At 35.4% G+C, this 19,571-nt stretch carries 11 protein-coding genes; 7 read left to right on the top strand and 4 right to left on the bottom strand.

What is annotated here, in order from left to right; translation table 11 throughout:
• Window positions 1-157: 157 nt before the first annotated feature.
• A complete protein-coding gene (locus tag BC781_RS08665) occupies window positions 158-1,924 on the top strand; it encodes a cytochrome P450 (RefSeq protein ID WP_109616846.1) in 1,767 nt (588 codons plus the stop codon).
• A gap of 53 nt (window positions 1,925-1,977) precedes the next feature.
• On the opposite strand, the gene BC781_RS08660 is transcribed toward BC781_RS08665, so the two are convergent.
• The 3 genes from BC781_RS08660 to BC781_RS08650 form a co-directional block, all read right to left on the bottom strand.
• A complete protein-coding gene (locus tag BC781_RS08660; protein ID WP_109616845.1) occupies window positions 1,978-2,427 on the bottom strand; it encodes a hypothetical protein in 450 nt (149 codons plus the stop codon).
• Between the two features lie 38 nt (window positions 2,428-2,465).
• Complete coding sequence (locus BC781_RS08655) at window positions 2,466-3,404, bottom strand: PP2C family protein-serine/threonine phosphatase (protein ID WP_109616844.1); 939 nt, start codon at window positions 3,402-3,404, stop codon at window positions 2,466-2,468.
• A 236-nt stretch (window positions 3,405-3,640) separates the two neighbouring features.
• On the bottom strand, window positions 3,641-4,753 hold the full coding sequence (locus tag BC781_RS08650; RefSeq protein ID WP_158281427.1) for a Na/Pi symporter: 1,113 nt from the start codon (window positions 4,751-4,753) through the stop codon (window positions 3,641-3,643).
• 276 nt (window positions 4,754-5,029) lie between these two features.
• Here BC781_RS08650 and BC781_RS08645 point away from each other — a divergent pair, with 276 nt between their 5' ends.
• The gene (locus tag BC781_RS08645) at window positions 5,030-5,725 is read left to right on the top strand and encodes an SAM-dependent methyltransferase (RefSeq protein WP_109616842.1); all 696 of its coding nucleotides are present in this window, start codon (window positions 5,030-5,032) and stop codon (window positions 5,723-5,725) included.
• A 55-nt stretch (window positions 5,726-5,780) separates the two neighbouring features.
• On the opposite strand, the gene BC781_RS08640 is transcribed toward BC781_RS08645, so the two are convergent.
• A complete protein-coding gene (locus BC781_RS08640; protein WP_109616841.1) occupies window positions 5,781-6,992 on the bottom strand; it encodes an aspartate aminotransferase family protein in 1,212 nt (403 codons plus the stop codon).
• A 342-nt stretch (window positions 6,993-7,334) separates the two neighbouring features.
• Between BC781_RS08640 and BC781_RS08630 the strand changes: the two genes are divergently transcribed.
• From BC781_RS08630 to BC781_RS08605, 5 genes are all read left to right on the top strand, one after another.
• Window positions 7,335-8,633, top strand: a complete 1,299-nt coding sequence (locus BC781_RS08630) for an aminopeptidase P family protein (protein WP_109616839.1) — start codon at window positions 7,335-7,337, stop codon at window positions 8,631-8,633.
• A gap of 825 nt (window positions 8,634-9,458) precedes the next feature.
• Entirely contained in the window at window positions 9,459-10,751 is a 1,293-nt protein-coding gene (hemL, locus tag BC781_RS08620; protein ID WP_109616837.1) for a glutamate-1-semialdehyde 2,1-aminomutase, read from the top strand.
• Window positions 10,752-10,976: 225 nt separating this feature from the next.
• Window positions 10,977-12,725, top strand: a complete 1,749-nt coding sequence (locus BC781_RS08615; protein ID WP_109616836.1) for a hypothetical protein — start codon at window positions 10,977-10,979, stop codon at window positions 12,723-12,725.
• A 1-nt stretch (window position 12,726) separates the two neighbouring features.
• Entirely contained in the window at window positions 12,727-17,442 is a 4,716-nt protein-coding gene (locus BC781_RS08610) for a hypothetical protein (RefSeq protein ID WP_109616835.1), read from the top strand.
• Window positions 17,443-17,521: 79 nt separating this feature from the next.
• Window positions 17,522-19,558: a fibronectin type III domain-containing protein gene (locus tag BC781_RS08605; protein ID WP_109616834.1), complete on the top strand. Its 2,037-nt coding sequence runs from the start codon at window positions 17,522-17,524 to the stop codon at window positions 19,556-19,558.
• Window positions 19,559-19,571: the final 13 nt, after the last annotated feature.

Below are 19,571 nucleotides of genomic sequence, written 5' to 3'. Positions count from 1 at the left end.
AAGTTTTCAACACCGATTTTTTTTACATAAAAGAGACTTATTTGACCTTAGGTTAGGCAAGTAATCAATTGATCCTTGCTTAATTTTTTAAAGATTATCTATCTTGATATTGTTTTAATCCCAAAACTATATTTTTAACTATCAACTTTTTATAACCATGAGTTACATTGCTACAGGAGAATTTGATGAAAGAGTAGAAGGAAAGCTTTATTCATTTAGACATGAAGATCAATCGTATATTCTAATTTTTAAGGCTTCAAAACCCAATGTTTATTCGGCAATATGCCCTCACCAAGGAGCTAATTTGTGTGATGGCGCTATAGATGCAGAGCATATCATTTGCCCTTTACACAAGCGTAAGTTTGAAGTAGAAACGGGAAAGGATAATACTTTTGGAAGCCAATTAGTAAAGTTTCCATCGAGGTTAGATGGAAATACCTTATACGTTGATTTTTCTAAATCGATTTCGAATGAAGCAATTTTAGAGGAGAAAAAGATTCGTACAATTGGTGATCTACCACAACCTAAAGGCAGTTGGCTATTAGGGAACTTGAATGACTTTAAAGCTGAAGATAAACATAATGTTTTAGAACGATGGGCTAATGAACTGGGAGATATCTATAAAATAAGGTTAGCAACGCAGGAGTTTATCGTTAGTGCTGATGAGAGCTTGAATCAACAAATTTTAAAAAAACGACCTAAAGTATTCCGTAGATTTCATAAGATTGATGAGGTCATGAGTGAAATGGGAGTGAATGGTGTATTTAATACAGAAGGAGAGGAGTGGTATACACATCGTAAGTTGATTGCAGAAGCGTTGAACCTTAAAAACGTAAAAAGTTACATTCCCAATATGGTGAAAGTGACTGAACGCCTGTTGGAACGTTGGGGAGAAGAAAGTAATAATAGCTTAGAGGTAGACCTACAGCAAGAACTGATGAGGTATACGGTGGATATCACGAGTTTAATTGCTTTTGGACATGATGCGAATACCTTAGAGCAAGATGGTGACATTATCCAAGAGCATTTAGAGAAGATATTCCCAATGGTGAATGATCGCATTACAGCACCTATCCCATTTTGGAGGTTTTATAAAACGAAAAAGGATAAAGAATTAGACATTGCTCTTCAAGAAATAAGAACTTATGTACAGCAGCTTATTGATGAGTCGAGAGATAATTTTATAAATGGATCAGACCTAAATCCTACTAATTTTCTGGAAGCCTTACTACTTGAGCAATCGAAAGCAAAAGGCTTCTCAGATCACGATGTATTTGGGAATGTTTTTACGATGCTCTTAGCGGGAGAGGATACTACTTCAAATTCAATTTCTTGGACATTGTTCTATGTTTTGCAGAATTCAGAGGTACTCGAAAAAATTCAAAGTGAGGTAAGGGGAGTTTTGACCAATAAGAAATTGCCGACTTCGTTAGATGAATTGAATCAGCTTGTATATACAGAAGCAGTTATTCAAGAAGCACTTCGAATAAAGCCTGTAACACCTTCGTTATATATGCAAGCTCTGGAAGATGTAACTATAGATGGTTTGTTTATAGAAAAAGGAATGACAGTGATGATGCAAAATAAGGTTCCTCATACTAAGGAGTCTAATTTTACAGCCGCTGATAGTTTTATTCCTGAGAGGTGGTTAGAAGGAGGTTGTCCACATCATAAAGCTCATAAAACTGATGTGATTAAGACCTTTGGAGGTGGCCCAAGATTTTGTCCGGGTAAAAACCTTGCGATCATGGAAATGAAAATTGCGATTGCGGCTATTTGTCACAACTTCAATTTATCCTTAGCAGTATCTCCTGACAAAGTAAAAGAGCGTTTTGCTTTTACTATGTTTCCTGAAAACTTAAAAGTAACTATCGCAAAGCGAGAAAATTCTAAAAGTACGACATTAAAAGAATCAATGGTTTGATAAAAAAATAAGGGAATGATAATTCATTCCCTTTTTTACTGTTCATCAAATGTTTACTCTGAAATCGCTTCTTCCAAAGTATCTTTATAAAGGATATCTAATTGGGGGATAATACTTTCTTTAAATTCTTTCATGATTTTTGCTCTACCAGCTTCAACTGCAAGCTTGAAAACGGGATTGTTTTTGGGTAGAATTTTTCGATGTTTAGTCACTCCAAGGTCATAGATCTTAGTCTTCCAATCAATGAAATACCACTCCATAGAAGGTTGGTGGAAGGTGGTTAAATTCTGCTTATCGAAAATGAATTTTTCAATATTGTAAGCTTTGATGAAAGGAATAGTTTGGTTGAAGATCTCTCTGAATTCTTCAATCGGTACGTAGCCCTTCGTTAGCTCACAAATCATAATTTGTTTAGCGGGTAGCACATAAACAAATCCATAGTCTTTTGTGATAATGACTTTGTAGTCATAATCCAATGTTGGTAATAGAGTTCTAGCTGTCATTGAATAAATATTATGGTGTTTGTGTAATTATGATGCTATTATTCAAACTTTAAACCCAATAAAATCACATCATCAAGTTGTTTTTTATCGGCTTTCCAAGTATCGAATTCTAGCTTTAGCTGTTTTTTTTGCTCTAAAAGAGGAAGCTGTGAAATTCCTTTTAGAAGTGTGTTTAATTTTCTGCTTGAGTACTTTCGATCATGCTCTCCACCAAATTGATCAGGGAAACCATCAGAATAGATGTAAAAAGTATCGCCCTTTTGAATATTGATTCGGTGATTTGATAAATCAGCAATCCTTCTGAAAGGATTACCCATAATAAACCGATCACCTTTTAACGTAATTAGTTGACCATCACGAACAAGAATCAAGGATCTTTTTGCTCCAGTAAAGTCTAAAGTAGATTGTTTTTTATTCCACCTGATCATTCCAATTTCAACGGAATCACGAATCTGTAAATCATGAATTTTAAGATCATTTTCCATTGCGTGGTCAAGTGATTTTAAAATTCTACGAGGCTTCTTATTGCTTAATAGCGTAGTAGATATCTGTTTGAGTTTATTGGTGATGTAAATAGATAACATAGCTCCTGAAACACCATGACCTGTACAATCTCCAATTCCTAAATAGTTGTATTGGGAAGTGCTATGCTGCCATAAAAAATCACCACTAACCGTATCTTTGGGTAGGGATAGTAAAAATGAATTTGGGTTAATAGAATTAAGGTCCTTCTCGTTACCAATAAATGCGTCTTGTATATGTTTGGAGTAGTTGATACTATCTAAAAGGTACTTATTTGCAACTTTAAGTTGACCTTCTGATTGTTTTAACTCTTCTCGAATCTCGTTTAAATAAGCCGTTGTCATCTCAAACATGCTTTGCATCGACTGATGTTCTTCTCTCAAATCTTTCAATTCTTTCTCTAAGGCTTGTCGATCTTTGCTCTTGTAATCAAATGAGATATAATCTTGGTTCATGGCTTGGTCTATATATAAACAGTAGTGAAGAGTGTAGTACCTTGAAAAACAATATTTTTAGCTGTATCGAAAAAGTAATTATTTAGAATACTACTAAATGAACTAGAAAAATTATAAAATGTTTAAGTTTAGTTAAACAAAATTGTTTTTCTTGTTTATATACCGACTTTAAAAAATAAAAAGACCTTATTTCTGCCAAGAAATAAGGTCTCTCCTCAAATATTAAACAATTATGATTAGTTGGTAGATAGCCAAATGAGGATGAAAGGAACAATAAAAAAGATTAAGATCAAGTAAAGCAGTCCGTGTAATCTATTTGCTGATAATTTTGAAATACGTGCAGCATACCTTTGAGCCAAAGAAAAGACTTGAGGAACCATGAATATAAATAGCCCACAAAGGTTAAATAGACAATGAACTAAAGCAATCGAAAGGGCTTCTTGCGAGTTACCCATTGAAGCGATTAAGGCTGTTACTGTAGTTCCGACATTTGCTCCAACTAAGAATGAAAGTGTACTCCTTATGGATATTTTATCAGTTGCAGCAAATGCTACCGCAAGTGAAGAGGTGAAAGAGCTAGATTGGATGCACAGTGTCAAGAGTGTTCCAGAAAGTAGGGATTTCCAATCGTTCTCAAACATGAACTGAGTAATCTTATTGGAGTCTTCGCCTAAAAGAAGTGATCTGGCACTTAAGTTGAGCCATTTGATCGAAAGAAATACAAGGCCAATTGCAATTAGAAATATCACAACAGATGAAGCTCCTAAATCTTGATTTAAGAAAAGCCAAACAGGATTTACTAGATAATCAAGAAAATGAGTTGGAGTAATGTAAATCTGATCTTGACCAGCTATCAGGGTTGATAAATAACTAGCCGCACCAGAAAGAACATCAAAATATAATTCTAATGGGAGTAATATAATTGCGGTTAAGATATTGAAAAAACCATGTAAAGAAGCCGCTCCTGTGGCTCTTTGGAAAGCCTTTTCATTATTTAAGTACCCAAAAGAAACGAGTGTACAAGTAACTGTGGTACCAATATTGGCACCCATAATAATTGGTACAGCATTTTCTAAACCTATAGCTCCTGAGCCAACAGCTACTACAATTACAGCTGTTACGGTTGAGCTAGATTGAATAATGGCTGTAGACAACAATCCGATAAGTAAACCAACAAAAGGGTTAGAAGTAATAGCAATCATTTGATGTATATACTCAGAACCCATTAGGCTGAAGGTTTCGCCTATAAGATTTATTGCTAAGAGAAAAATATATAAACTTAGGATAATGGATATAGCCCTTCCCACAATAGTACCATATGCCTTTCCGTTCTTTGACTTTAAATACATTAAATCCATTTATTCATTCCAAGGAAATAGCGATCACTTGGATAATTTTAAAATTAAAATGCTAAAGCTAGACAAAAATAAAAATTCAGATAAAGCCTATGCTTTAATAAATAATTAAGTTTGTAGTTTAAATAGTTGCCTCGGTATATGAAATCTCAAATGATTTTAAATCTGTTTCTTTATCCGAAATCATCAGCTATTTTAAATATTGATGTAAATAACGTTCTTATATCATAAAGAGTTACTAATAAATATTAATTTAAAGGGAAAACATAAATGAAAGTATTTTTAATACCAACTACACTGGCAGAACAAACAACTCATTATATCCCTCCAATTGTCACGCAATCAGTACAAACTACCACATATTACTTCGTTGAAAATGTAAGAACGGCCAGAAGGTTTATTGGTTCGTTGAAACTTGGAATCGATATTCCTTCACTTAAATTTTATGTGGTTGATAAAGATACAAGTAAACAAAAAGTACTTTCTTACTTCAAGGAAGTGCCACAAGGTGAAAATATCGGAATTATTTCTGAGGCAGGTTGCCCAGGAATAGCAGACCCAGGTGCTGTGGCAGTTGAATGTGCTCATGAAAAGAACATTGAAGTAGTTCCTTTGCCAGGTCCGTCCTCTATTTTTATGGCGCTGATGGCTTCAGGCATGAATGGTCAAAATTTCACCTTTAAAGGTTACCTTCCGATAGCCAAGCACGAAAGAACAAAAGCAATAAAAGACATGGAGATCAACTCTTTGAAACAGAATTGTTCTCAAATCTTTATGGAAACTCCTTATCGCAATAATAAATTATTACAAGACTTGTTAGCACTTTGTAAGCCAAATGTAAGACTTTGTATTGCTGCAGATATCACCTCCAAAGATGAGTTTATCAAGACGAAAACAATTGGTGAGTGGAAAAAGCAATTGCCAGATCTGCATAAGCGACCTACAATTTTTGTTTTGATGGCCTAGGGTTTCATCAAGCAAAAGGCAAACTCTAACCAAGAGTTTGCCTTCTGTTTTTTTATTAGTCAATAACCTTTTCGGTGTTCAAAACCTCATCTATAGATTCCAAAATCACATCACAAGCATAATTGATTTCATCATCTGTGATAATTAAAGGAGGTGCAATTCTGAAAGCGTAAGGCGTAGACAAGAACCAGTAAGTAATCACCCCTTTCTCAATACAACGAGTTACTACTTTATTCACAAGTTCAAAATTGTCCATGTCAATAGCGAACATGAATCCTTTACGCCTGATTTCCTTAACGGCAGGGTGTTGTGCTAAACGATCTTCAATTATCTGGCCTTTTCGCTCTACATCTTCAATTAACTTTTCTTCCTGTAAAGTTCTTAAAGTAGCCTCTGCTGCAGCACAACAAATCGGGTGCCCCCCAAAAGTCGTGATATGTCCAAGAATAGGATTATTGGATAGGCATTTCATGATTTCTTGAGAAGAAATAAAACTACCCATAGCCATTCCTCCAGCCATACCTTTAGCAATAGTCAGGATGTCAGGAACTACATCAAAATGCTCAAAAGCAAATAATTTTCCTGTACGCCCAAAACCAGTTTGTATTTCATCAAAGATCAATAAAGCGCCTACTTCCGTACAGCGTTTTCTTAATGCCTTCATGTAGGCTAAATCTGGAATTCGAACACCTGCATCCCCTTGTATCGGTTCTACAATTACCCCAGCTGTATTTTCTGTGATTTGCGCTAAGTCTTCCATTTTATTGAAGTCAATAAAACGAACATCAGGAAGTAGCGGACGAAAGGCATTTTTCTTCACTTCATTTCCCGATACACTTAGAGAACCTTGGGTATTTCCATGATAACTTCTATTGAAGCTCACAAGCTCAGTTCTGCCCGTATATCTTTTAGCCAATTTCAAGGCGGCTTCGTTGGCTTCAGTACCTGAGTTTACATAATATGTACAGTTCAATTGTTCGGGTAAAGCACCGACCAATCGCTTTGTCAGCTCAATTTGCGGTTTCTGGATCATTTCGCCATAGACCATCGCGAAGATATATTTATCAGCTTGGTCTTTGATGGCTTTTACCACATTAGGATGACAATGCCCTAAGTTATTTACAGAGATTCCAGAAATTAAGTCCATATAACGCTCCCCGTTCGGACCATATATATACACTCCTTTTGCATGGTCTACCTCAATAGCCAAAGGATAAGGAGATGTTTGCGCTTGATGTTCAAAAAAAACGCTTCTATTATCTTTCATGTTATTTACAACAAGGAAGTTTGGTTAGAAATAAGCTTACTTCTTTCTTTCAAAGAAAAGAGAGTAAAAACCAATACTTCGCAATTTACAAAAATCCATTGTCCAATTTTATCAATGAATTTGAAAATCATTTATCTACCGATTCTAAAGCTAGAATTTAGATTTAAAATGAAGTCATGGTCTGATTTCATCTAAAATATCATCAGCAATTGTTAACATCCTATAAGCGAAATTACATTTTGAAAATCCACTCAGAATTTATCAAAAATTAAAGCTGAGTTCAGAAAGAAATCATTTAAATTGCTGTTAAAATACAAAGTATAGAGGTCAAAGTATATTCATATGAAATACGAAAAAATCGATAGTCAACTGTTCATCGAGAACAGAAAACGTTTTGCAAAAAAGCTGAAACCAGGTTCAATTGCGGTTTTCAATTCATCAGATATCTACCCTTCAAGTGCTGATGGAGCAAGACCATTTCTTCAACATACAGATATCTTCTACTTGTCAGGAATTGATCAAGAAGAGTCTGTGCTTGTAATTGCTCCAGATGCAAAACAAGAAGCTCACAAAGAGATGTTGTTCTTGAGAGAAACAAACGAAACTATCGCAGTTTGGGAAGGACACAAATACACTAAAGAGGAAGCATTTGAAACTTCGGGCATTAAGTCAGTTTTCTGGCTTTCAGATATGGAGAGAGTATTAGCTGAAGTGGCTTTCGAATCTGAGTTTTTCTACTTGAATACAAACGAGCACTACAGAGCAGGTGTAAGTGTTCAGACTAGAGATGATCGTTTCAGAACGTGGTGTCAAGAGAGATTCCCACTTCATAAATATGAGCGTGTAGCGCCGATCATGCATGAGCTTAGAGCAGTGAAGTCTCAAATTGAGATTGATTTAATTCAGAAGGCATGTGATATTACAGAAAAAGGATTCCGTAGAATCTTAGGTTTTGTAAAACCGGGTGTAATGGAGTATGAAATTGAGGCAGAACTTTACCATGAGTTTATCAGAAACCGTTCGGTAGGTATGGCTTATGAGCCTATTATTGCTTCTGGTGGAAGTGCTTGTGTGCTTCACTACATCGAGAATAACAGAGAGTGTAAAGATGGAGATCTACTTCTGATGGACTTCGGTGCAGAATATGCGAACTATTCTTCGGATTTGACACGTACAATTCCTGTAAATGGTAAGTTTACGGATCGTCAGAAAGATGTATATAATGCAGTACTAAGAGTTCAGAAAAAAGCGTATGAATTATTGGTACCAGGTAATAACTGGTTCACTTATCATGAGCAAGTAGGAGAGTTGATGACGCAAGAGCTGATTGGCTTAGGCTTGATCACTGAAGAAGATGTGAAAAACCAAGACCCTTCTTGGCCTGCATACAAAAAATACTTCATGCACGGAACATCTCACCACTTAGGGTTAGATGTTCACGATTATGGTAGCAGATACCATACATTTGAAGCAGGTATGGTATTTACTGTTGAGCCAGGTATCTATATCCCTGAAGAAAACATTGGTATCAGAATTGAGAATGATGTAGTCATTCAAGAGACTGGATTGCCGAAAGACTTGATGGAAAACATTCCTGTGACTGTTGAGGAAATTGAAGCTCTAATGAGTGAAGGAAAGTAATCTGAATTCACTTTTATAGTATATATAAGCATCTTCTTGCAAAAGGGGATGCTTTTTTATTATAAAATACTTCCACTTTCAACGTAGGGTTAATTGGATATTTTTTCTGATTTAATGGAATGTAGGAAACAAATTTTCAATTAAATACTGTTTTATTATTATGTTTCTGATTTTAAGATAAGTACAACTTTTAAAAGTGTTGTTTTTATCATTTTACACACTCGTTTAAATGTCAATTAAAAATGAGTGGTAAAATCTATTTTTAGATGAAGACAAACTTTTTCTTAGATTATTCATATTCGTGAATAATATAAAAATAAAGGGAAGTCATAGAATATTCTATGGATTTTTCTGTCAATTCAATAAAAATCGAATCTTTTTGAAAAAATAAAAGTGTAAATGAAGGTTAATTAGAAATAAAGTCTTATATTTCCAATGAAGTTTGTTTGTTAGTTTAGTTTATTAAAGTGGGAAGGAACCTCTGATATTCGGAGGTTTCTTTTTTTTTGTCCAAAATCTACTTTAAAACACCTCTCTTGGAAAAGTACAATGTTGTCTTGGTTTTTTAATTTCTCCCTTTTTTAAAATTAGGTCGTTAATCTTCATTAAGTTTAATTGTATTATTATTCTCTTTTGTATTTTTGTTAAAACAAGATGTCTTAAGAAAATCATGACTAATCTACATTGAATGATTTTCTGAATTTGTGTAGACATTTTGGTTATTAATAGGTTATATAAGAGGACAACCACAATTTTTACGGAGATGCTCTGTCATTTCTTCTTTTGAATTGTTGTCTCAACTTTATTCATAAAATCAAGAATACTTTGGAAACTTCAAGAAGTAAAGAACTGTTCGAACAGGCTCAGTCATCAATTCCAGGAGGTGTAAACTCACCTGTACGTGCGTTTAAATCTGTAGGTGGTAACCCATTGTTCATCAATAAAGCAGAAGGTGCTTATATGTATGATGAAGATGGAAACAAGTATGTTGAATTGATCAACTCTTGGGGGCCTATGATTTTGGGACATGCAAATCCTAAGATTGAAGAAGCGGTTGGTAAAGCAATTAAAAACTCATTATCATTTGGAGCGCCTACTTCACGTGAGATCGAGATTGCAGAGCTTATTGTAAGCATGGTTCCTAGTATTGAGAAAGTAAGAATGGTAAACTCAGGAACAGAGGCTACTATGTCTGCTATTCGTCTAGCAAGAGGTTATACCAATAGAAATAAATTCATCAAAATAGAAGGATGTTACCACGGTCATGGCGACTCATTCTTGATTGCGGCAGGAAGTGGTGCTGTAACGATGGGAAGTCCTGATAGCCCAGGTGTAACGGAAGGCACTGCAAAAGATACTTTATTAGCTCCTTATAATGATTTGACTTCAATTGAGAAGTTAGTGGAAGCCAACAAGGATGACATAGCGGCAATTATTGTAGAGCCAGTTCCTGGAAATATGGGTTGTGTATTGCCAAATACAGGTTATTTGGAAGGCTTAAGATCAATTTGTGATAAAGAAAACATCGTATTGATCTTTGATGAAGTCATGACTGGTTTCCGTTTAGCGAAAGGTGGAGCGCAAGAGCATTTTGGTGTGACACCAGATATGACTACGCTAGGTAAAATTATTGGTGGAGGAATGCCAGTAGGAGCTTACGGAGGAAAGAAAGAAATTATGGATTATGTTTCTCCACAAGGGCCCGTTTACCAGGCAGGTACACTTTCAGGTAACCCAATTTCAATGGCTGCAGGTCTTACAATGTTGACAGAGTTGAATGAAAATCCAGCGATCTACGATCAGTTGACTCAGATTGGAGCCAAGATCAGAAAAGGTTTTGAAGAAAACTTGGAGAAGCTTGGTTTAAATTATACAATCAACTCTTTAGGTTCTATGATTTCAATGTTCTTCACAGATGTGAAAGTTGAGAACTTTGAAGATGCGAAAAAGTCAGATACAGCTAAGTTTGGTACTTATTTCCACAAAATGCTAGAGCGTGGGGTATACCTACCTCCTTCACAGTTTGAGTCTTTGTTCTTGTCAACAGCTCTTACACAAGAAGATATTGATCATATCATTACTTCACATTACGAAGTATTGAAAGAAATGCATAGCTAAAATTACGCTGATACAGCTTACGAAATAGCATATGAAGCATCGGGTATTTACTCGGTGCTTTTTTTGTTTTTCAGTCTTGTGAATCAATTTGTTAAAGTTTTGATTCATACATTCCAAAAAAAGTGATATAATTTCATTTTTAAATATATTTTGTTTATTTGCATTTAAACTTACTACTGACTTTTATTTCATTTTACTATTACATTACAGATCACCTTAGTTTTCATGAGGGATTTTTTTACTATCAGATTACTGTTTACTTTTTTCTTTATATCTAGTTCAATTCCTGTTTTTGCTCAAGCTATAGATCAGATATTAGAGGAAGACCCTTTGAGTATTAGTGGCGGAATATCTTTAAACCAAGTAGCATATACTGCTTTTGGTGATGAAGATAGACGGTCTCCTTATACCTATGTACTTAATGGAAATATTGCAGCATCCTTATATGGAATAAGTATTCCCATAAGTTTATCATATTCGAATCAAAATTTTGATTATACGTATCCTCAGCCCTTTAATCAAATATCTCTACATCCATCTTATAAAAATGTACGGACACACATTGGCTATGTGAATATGTCTTTCTCACCTTATACTTATCAGGGATACACCTTTGCGGGTTTTGGGACCGAAGTGACGCTTAATGATCATTGGGATGTAAAAGCTTTTTATGGCAGGTTTCATAAAGCCATAGAGTATGATTCTTTGAATCAAAATGATAATCTAGTAGGTTCTTATAAACGGAATGGCTTTGGTACACAGATTAATTATCAAAGCGGAAATAATAGATATGGCTTTTCATTGTTTTCAGCTAAAGATGAAGAAAATTCATTACAAAACTCACTTGATTTTATTGATGTAAAGCCCTTGTCAAATATTGTATTGGGAGTGAATATCTCTCAGTCAATAGCTCAAAAAATATTCTTTCAAGGTGAAGTCGCACTTTCATCGATGAATCGAGATAATAGAGTTACAGAAGAGGTATCAGATAATCCATTTTCTTTTTTAGGCTATAGAAATACTAGTGCAACAAATTTATATGTTGCTTTTAACACTGGATTAAGTTACACAGGGAAAGGGTATGTAGTAGGAGTACGGTATGAACGTGTTGCTCCTGAGTATGAAACTCTAGGTGCTTATTACTTTAATAATGACCTAGAAAATATTACAACAAATGCTAGTGTACAGCTTTTTGAAGGAAAGGTAAGTGTATCAACGAATGTAGGTCTCCAACGAGATAACATTGCAGAAACTAAACATTCAGATATGGAGCGTTTAGTTGGGTCTATGAATTTAGGATGGCAAATTCATCCTAAGCTTCAGTTGAGTACTTCTTATTCTAATTTTAGAACCTATACGAATGTGAGGCCAATTGATGAATCATTCACTACACTTAGTGAATATGATGTGTTAGATACTCTTCAGTTTACTCAAATCGCTGAAACAGCAAATATATCTAGCTCTTGGCAGATTCAAACCTCAAAAACACTTTCTAAAAACTTAAATGTAAACTTTTCTTGGCAGCAGAGTTCTGATGAACAACCCTTGATAGATAGTTATACATCTACAAGCATGTATAACCTAAATACTGTTTTTGGAATTAGAGATAGAGAACGGAATTATGCAATTTCTTTTGGTGCTAATGCAAGTTTAAATCAGAGCCCTGAAAGTAATGTGAAAACATATGGCCCAAATTGCTCATTTACAAAGTCTTTTTTCGAAAGAAAGCTTCAAACACGATATGCAATGTCTTGGAATGGTGTCGAAACTGAAGGGGAATTGACAAATCAGGTGATGAATTTTAGGTCTTCAGCAAACTATTCTTTAAAGGAAAAACACAATTTTCAATTGAGTGGAGTGTTAGTTAGTCGAAATGTTAAAAACAGTAATGATCAAACAGCATCAGAATTTACTGTAACTCTAACTTATGCTTATAATTTTGGTGCGACTCTGATAGAAAAAAAGGAGAAATAATATGAAATACAGATTACTATTTTTCATTGCTATACTGAATATATGTTTCTCTGTAGGTTATGCAAATACTTCAGAACCAACAGAGAAAAATAATAAAGGTTTACATAACGAAACTACTGAACATAACTTAAAGTCAGTAGCAAATCTGTATGGACTTTCATTAGAGAAAAGTTTTGATGACCTCCTCTTAGATGTTGAAGAACCGTTTATTGAGGATGCTTCAATTCCAGCTATGCCTAGCCTAAACAATAGTATATCCCCTGATATCCAGCGGAAAATACAATTGATTGAAAAGGGAATGAATGAAATAGCTTTGGCTGATAATTTTGTAGAGTATTTGATGCCGCAAGATCTAATCACTTTTCCTGTAGGAATTAGGAAGAAAATTGGATCAGGTGACACTGCTGGTGAATTTGTCATTGGAATAGATAGCGTAGTATTGACTCCTACTGAAACTTACTTCAATGCCTTTATGGGGATTACAATGCCAGGTTCTGAGAAAAAAATATACTTCTATGGAGAACATATCCAAATGTCTAAAAGTGGAGGTATTCAAGGTGATGCAAGATTGGAATTGCTGACAGAAACACCTGTAAGTATCTCACCCAACACTCAGCTTGTTTTTAAAGGAGGGCAGGGATTGACATTTGTAGAATGGGATTGTGGTGGCTTTAAAAGTATGGCACTAGACTTAGACATAGTTTTTTCAAGAGATATCATTGTACCAGAAGATGCTTCAGGAATGCCAGCAGATGGTTATGTAACTTCTAGCTTAACTACGCAAGTAAACTCTTGGGATGATTTTATTCTGGAAGTTGATATTCCAAAGTTTCAATTGACGAACGGGAATGGAATGTCTTTCAAAGTGCAAGATGCCATTTTTGATATGAGCGATACCTATAATGGTTCAGGAATGACATTCCCAGAAGGTTATACTTCACCTTTAATTATTGGAGAAAATAAGAATTTATGGAGAGGATTTTACATTCGCAGAGCTGAAGTTCATTTACCCCAAGAGTTAAAGCAGGAAGAAAAAGTGACAGAAACGGAAGGTGAAGATGGTGAAATAGAATATGATGTTGAAATAGAAACTACAGTTGACAATAGGGGAAGCCGAGTTAATAATGGAAGGACTTCCTTCCTTGTAGATAATCTTATTCTTGATGATGTAGGATTGACAGGGAAATTTACGGGCTATAATATTATTACGCTAGAAAAAGGGAAGCTAGGTACTTGGAATTTTTCTTTGGAAGAAGTACAAGTAAAAATAACGGCTAATCAGTTTGAGTATGCAACTTTTGATGGTTTAATCCAATTGCCTATCAATAAGGAAGATAAACAATTAGACTACCATGCTGGAATCTATGGTTGGCAAGATTACACATTTCAGGTAGAGGCATTAGATACGATGAATATCCCGATGTTTGCAGCAAGCAATGTAGAGGTATTACCTAATTCCTCACTTGAAGTGACTGTAGAGTCAGGGAGGTTTAAGCCAAAAGCCAATTTGTATGGTTCAATGGATATTCAATTGAGCGATCCTGGGGTGAGTTTGGCTGCTATGGAATTTCAAAATCTTCAGATTCAGACTGTAGCACCAAAAATTAGTGCAGAGTATTTTTCGGTTAGCTCAGATGCTGCAAATCAAGCCTTAGCAGGTTTTGGTTTATCTATTGATGAAGTTTCGTTGACCTCAGACCCCGAAACAGGTTGGGTCGGTTTAGGTATAGAGACTTCCATTGCTTTAAGTAAAGATTTTGGAGGAACGACTTCTTTTGTGATTTGGGGAGAAGAAAAGCTTAGTGGATCATATGCATTTCGTAAAATACAACTTAAGAAAATTGAAGTAGATATTACCAAACCCGGAACCTTCTCCCTTTATGGTGCAGTACACTTTATTGATGGAGACCCAGTCTATGGAAAAGGTTTTCAAGGGATGTTGGATCTAAAGTTGGAAAGCATCAGTGCAGGAGTAGAAAGTATGGTTTTGTTCGGTAAAGTTGAAGGACATAGATACTGGTATGCGGATGTGTTAGGGACTTTTGGTGCCTCTGGAATTCCTATGGGTACAATTAACTTGATGGGTATTGGTGGAGGCCTCTATTATGGTATTGAGCAAGCAGGAGTAGCACCTTGTGGCGAAGGAGAAATAGGCTGTTCTTTATCAGGTATAAAATATGTTCCAAATGAAGATGTAGGGCTTGGTTTTAAAGCTACTGCAGTGGTTAGTATCCCTTCAGGTATAATGACTGCAGATGCTACTTTTGAGATGAGTTTTACGACTAGAGGAGGACTGAACCAGATGAGTTTTAATGGCTCAGCCAATGTAGCAGTAAATAAGTTTACAGGTTTAGAGTTAGACCAATTTACGGAAAGTGTTCAAAGTGTAGCCGCTGCCGGGAAGTCAAAAGAAGGTGAAAATTTACCCGAAATAGCAACGAGTAAGGATGTAGGTCTAACAGCCAAACTTAATATGCTCTATGATCATCCTAATAAGACCTTTAATGCGAGTTTAGCACTTACTCTAAATGCTCCACCAGTAACAGGAGGAGGTTTATCAGTGATGCATTTCTCTCCTGAGAAGTGGTACATCCATGTAGGTACGCCTGAAGCTCCAATAGCTGTAAATGTAGCAAATTTATTTGAATCATCGGGGTATTTTATGGCGGGATATAAAATGCCAGAACCTCCTACTCCACCTGGTAAAGTTTCAAGTATCCTTGGCGGAATGGATTTGAGTTACATGGATGATGTATCTAATTTAGAGAAAGGTCTTGGGTTTGCATTTGGAGTACATTTTGGAGCAGGATTTAGCAGAGGAGAGAATGATGGAGAGGCTAAATCTGGACGAAAAAGTTTCTTGATCTTTTATGGTAAATTTTCCTTTGGGGCAGGTATGGATGTCATGATGGCAAACTATGGCTCGGATGCTACTTGTGCTGGTAGAAGTGGACCTTTGGGGATTAATGGGTGGTATGCAAATGGTCAAATGTATGCATACCTAGAGGCTGAAATTGGAATTTCAGTTAAAAAACCAAGATTTATAAAGGGAGACTATCAGATCCTTGATTTAGCAGTAGCAGCTGTTTTACAAGCGAGAGGCCCTAATCCATTTTGGATGAGAGGAATAGTAGGGGGGAAATACAATATCTTAGGCGGACTGATTAAGGGTAGTTGTAAGTTCGAATTTGAAATGGGAGAAAAATGTCAGATTGAGGGTGAAGATAGTATGCTGAGTAATATAGACATCATCGCAGATTTGACTCCTGCGGACTCAAAAACTGATATCAATGTATTTACAACTCCACAGGTAGCATTTAATATGGAAGTGGGTAAAGTATTTGAATTGAAAGATTATGATGGAAATACCCATAAATTCCGAGCAGTACTAGATTATTTTAGAGTATTTGATGAAAGTAAAAATGAAGTTACAGGAGATCTGGAGTGGAATTCAACGGGTGATGTATTAATTTTTAATCCTTATGAGATTCTGCCTGGAGAAACGACTTTAGTAGCTACAGTTAAAGTCCATTTTGAAGAAGATAAAAATGGAAGTTGGAAAAAAATAGATGGAGAAGATCAAGAACGAACTCATGTATTTACATCCGGTGAGGAACCAAAGTATTTGGTGGCATCTAATATTGAATATACTTATCCAATAGAAAAGCAATTTAATTTCTATGTAGCTGAGTACAATAAGGGTTACATACAACTTCAGAGTGGACGTTCAAAACTTTTTGACATAGATCTGTCTAAATGGAAACAAGTTGCGCGTTTTACAACAAACTCTGGAATGACTGAAGAAACTGAACTTCTTTATAATGTGGCTAATAAAGAAGTATCTTTTCCAATACCAACAAGTTTGACGAAAGAGAAAGTATATAAGTTGGAATTAGTACAATCTCCTATAGTAGAAATAGATTTCGATGCTAATATTGTAAAAGGAGAGAAGAAATTGAATATAGAAGATAAGGGAAAAGGTGAAAATACAGTGGCCTTACGTGATAATAAAGCAGAGGGAACTATTGAAGCTTTAGAAGAAAACTTCTTATATGAAATTAATTTTAGATCGAGTAAGTATACATCATTTAATGAGAAGTTTAACTCTTTCGTAAGGGAGAATGATGCTCGATTGACCATTGGAACAAATGTTCACTATTTATTGAACCAATTGGAGGGTGAATTATTTGATCAATTTGAAGTTAAAGGGTATAACGAAAAGCAATTGGTTGAAATTGAGGCACTTTTTGAGGGACAAGATGTCTCATATTTTGATGATGAAATTTACCCTATGATTTATAAATATTATCCATTATATGGTAAAACATTCAAGAGAGATGTAAATGTTTTAGGTGTTGTACCTACTAAAGGAATTTTCATTGACCAATACCCTATAGATCTTTTACTGAAAGATAGTGAGATACAAAGTCAATCGTCGTCATCTTACTTTGATGGATTTTTTATCAAGTATAGTCTAGTATATTATTTCCAAGAGGATTTCACAGATCTCAGAAATAAAATCGGAAATTATTTCATTAATCAAGGAGTAACTCCTCCATCAAGATTTGATAATCTACTTACAGGTAATTTCCCTAGAATTAAAGAAGGGCGATATCCATACGTCATTCGATATAGACTTCCAGGTAAAAATATAATCACCACAGAAATTGAGACAGAAGTGATAAACCTTGTACCAGATCATGAACCAGAGCAATAGTTAAAAAACTGAGATAATTATGATTGTTTATAATATAAAACCATACAAATTACTACTAATTATATTATTCAGCTTTTTTATGTTGGGGACGAATTCTTATGCTCAAGAAGATACTCCCTCAGCAATTATGGTGAGGAGTAAAACAGATGGTGAGTCTATAAAGCTCCGTTGGGCTCCTTCCAACCCTAGTTTATGGTGGTTTACAAACCAATATGGTTACAAGTTAGAGCGTGTGACCTTATATCGTGATGGGAAATCTATTCAACCTGAAACGAAAGTGCTAGCAGATACTTTAAAGCCTCTTTCAGTAGAGGAGTGGGCAGAAGTTATTCATGATAGTAATTTATTTGGGGTAGCGGCACAATCTATTTATGGAGAAGATGTGACAATGGATAATAATCTTTCTCAAGTGGATATGGTTACGGTGATCAATACTGTGAAAGAAAGAGAAATGCGTTTTGCTTTTGCACTTTCAGCAGCCGATCAATCCATAAGAGTGGCAGAATATTCTGGCTTGTATTACGAAGATCATTCGGCAAATTCAAATGAGACGTATTTATATAGAGTCATTTCTAATGTCCCAAACCATTTAGAAATGGCAGCTCCGGGAGTGGTAGTGACAGGACTAGCTGAAGTGAAGAATTTACCTAAAGTACAAGAAGTACAAGCTCAATACCGTAATGGAATGGTGGAAGTCTCTTGGAATCAAGAGTTGTCTGTGTTCAACTATATAGGCTTTTGGATAGAACGATCTGATGATAAGGGGAAATCCTTCCATAAAATTCATTCCAATCCAATTGTAAATACCTTTGATGAAACGAAAATCAGTACTCGTTATTTGGTTAAGATGGATTCGGTTCCCTTAAACTACCAGACCTATAAATACAGAGTCTTAGGTGTAGATGCTTTTGGAGATATTGGACCGTCATCTAGGGTAGTAACCATCAAAGCATCTAAAGAGCTTACAGCAATACCAATTATTCAAGAAGTTGTAAACGAGGATAACAAGCAAGTCCGAATTGAATGGGAATTGCCCAAAGATCAAAGGAATTTGATTCATCATCAAGAGATTTATAGAGCGTCAAGTGCAGAAGACCAGTATATACCAATAGCTAAAAATTTATCAAACAAATCTACGCATTATACGGATGTGGCTCCTCTGCAAAGTAACTATTACAAATTGGCTTATGTAGACTCCTCCAATCAAATCAGTTATTCTTTGCCTTATATGGTGACTATGGTTGATAGTATCCCTCCACAAATACCAGTAGACTTTAGAGGAAAAGTTGATCGAGAAGGGAAAGTGACACTCCAATGGACCGAGAGTCCAGACTTAGATGTAGCAGGTTATAGTATTTTCAGAGCGAATAAAAAGCATGAAGAGTTTGTCTTAAGAAATGGAAAAGTGGTCACAACAACATACTATTTGGACTCCGTTAGTATGAAAACTTTGAACTCAGATATCTATTATCAGATTGCAGCAGTAGATAAAGTGGGTAATATGTCTGATAAAAGTTCCATTATTCAATTGGCTAAACCTGATTTAATTCCTCCTGCACCAACAACTTTTAAGGATGTGAAATCTACCTCGGATGGTGTCAGTTTGACTTGGTATAAAAGCAGTAGCAATGATGTCGCAGTTTATGCATTGTATAGAAAAAAGGTAGAGTCATCTGAAAATTGGAGTTTAGTTGGTGTTCGTCCAATCGGTGATTCATTACTTTGGAATGATCAAAGTATGGCAGACTTTGAAAGTTACTATTACACTTTAGTAGTCATGGATAGAGCAAAGAATGAATCAACACCAGCTAAACCTGTAAGGGGGAAGCGAATTGACAATAAAATTCGGGCTGCTATTAGTCAATTCAGTGGAAAACTAGACCTTATGCAAAAAGAAATTAGACTTTGGTGGGCTTATGATCGAAAAGATGTTGTGAAATATATGCTTTATCGTCAGGTGGGAGATGGAAACTTGCGCCTTTATAAAGAGCTCAGTCCTGTAGATACGGAATTTATAGATTCAGCTATCCAGACTGGAGTAATATATAACTATCGAATTAGGGCTGTGATGTTGGATGGAGCGCAATCGGAGTTTAGTAAAATACTTCAAATTTGATTTTTTAAATACT

This window comes from Sediminitomix flava (assembly GCF_003149185.1).
Taxonomy (GTDB): Bacteria; Bacteroidota; Bacteroidia; order Cytophagales; family Flammeovirgaceae; genus Sediminitomix; species Sediminitomix flava.
Note: the sequence above shows the minus strand (reverse complement) of the source record. Positions and strands in the feature narration are given on the sequence as shown.

Excerpts from the sequence above, each read along its gene's own strand:
- BC781_RS08665 (WP_109616846.1), top strand. The coding sequence starts at position 158 with ATGAGTTACATTGCTACAGGAGAATTTGATGAAAGAGTAGAAGGAAAG.
- BC781_RS08660 (WP_109616845.1), bottom strand. The coding sequence starts at position 2,427 with ATGACAGCTAGAACTCTATTACCAACATTGGATTATGACTACAAAGTC.
- BC781_RS08655 (WP_109616844.1), bottom strand. The coding sequence starts at position 3,404 with ATGAACCAAGATTATATCTCATTTGATTACAAGAGCAAAGATCGACAA.
- BC781_RS08650 (WP_158281427.1), bottom strand. The coding sequence starts at position 4,753 with ATGTATTTAAAGTCAAAGAACGGAAAGGCATATGGTACTATTGTGGGA.
- BC781_RS08645 (WP_109616842.1), top strand. The coding sequence starts at position 5,030 with ATGAAAGTATTTTTAATACCAACTACACTGGCAGAACAAACAACTCAT.
- BC781_RS08640 (WP_109616841.1), bottom strand. The coding sequence starts at position 6,992 with ATGAAAGATAATAGAAGCGTTTTTTTTGAACATCAAGCGCAAACATCT.
- BC781_RS08630 (WP_109616839.1), top strand. The coding sequence starts at position 7,335 with ATGAAATACGAAAAAATCGATAGTCAACTGTTCATCGAGAACAGAAAA.
- BC781_RS08615 (WP_109616836.1), top strand. The coding sequence starts at position 10,977 with ATGAGGGATTTTTTTACTATCAGATTACTGTTTACTTTTTTCTTTATA.
- BC781_RS08610 (WP_109616835.1), top strand. The coding sequence starts at position 12,727 with ATGAAATACAGATTACTATTTTTCATTGCTATACTGAATATATGTTTC.
- BC781_RS08605 (WP_109616834.1), top strand. The coding sequence starts at position 17,522 with ATGTTGGGGACGAATTCTTATGCTCAAGAAGATACTCCCTCAGCAATT.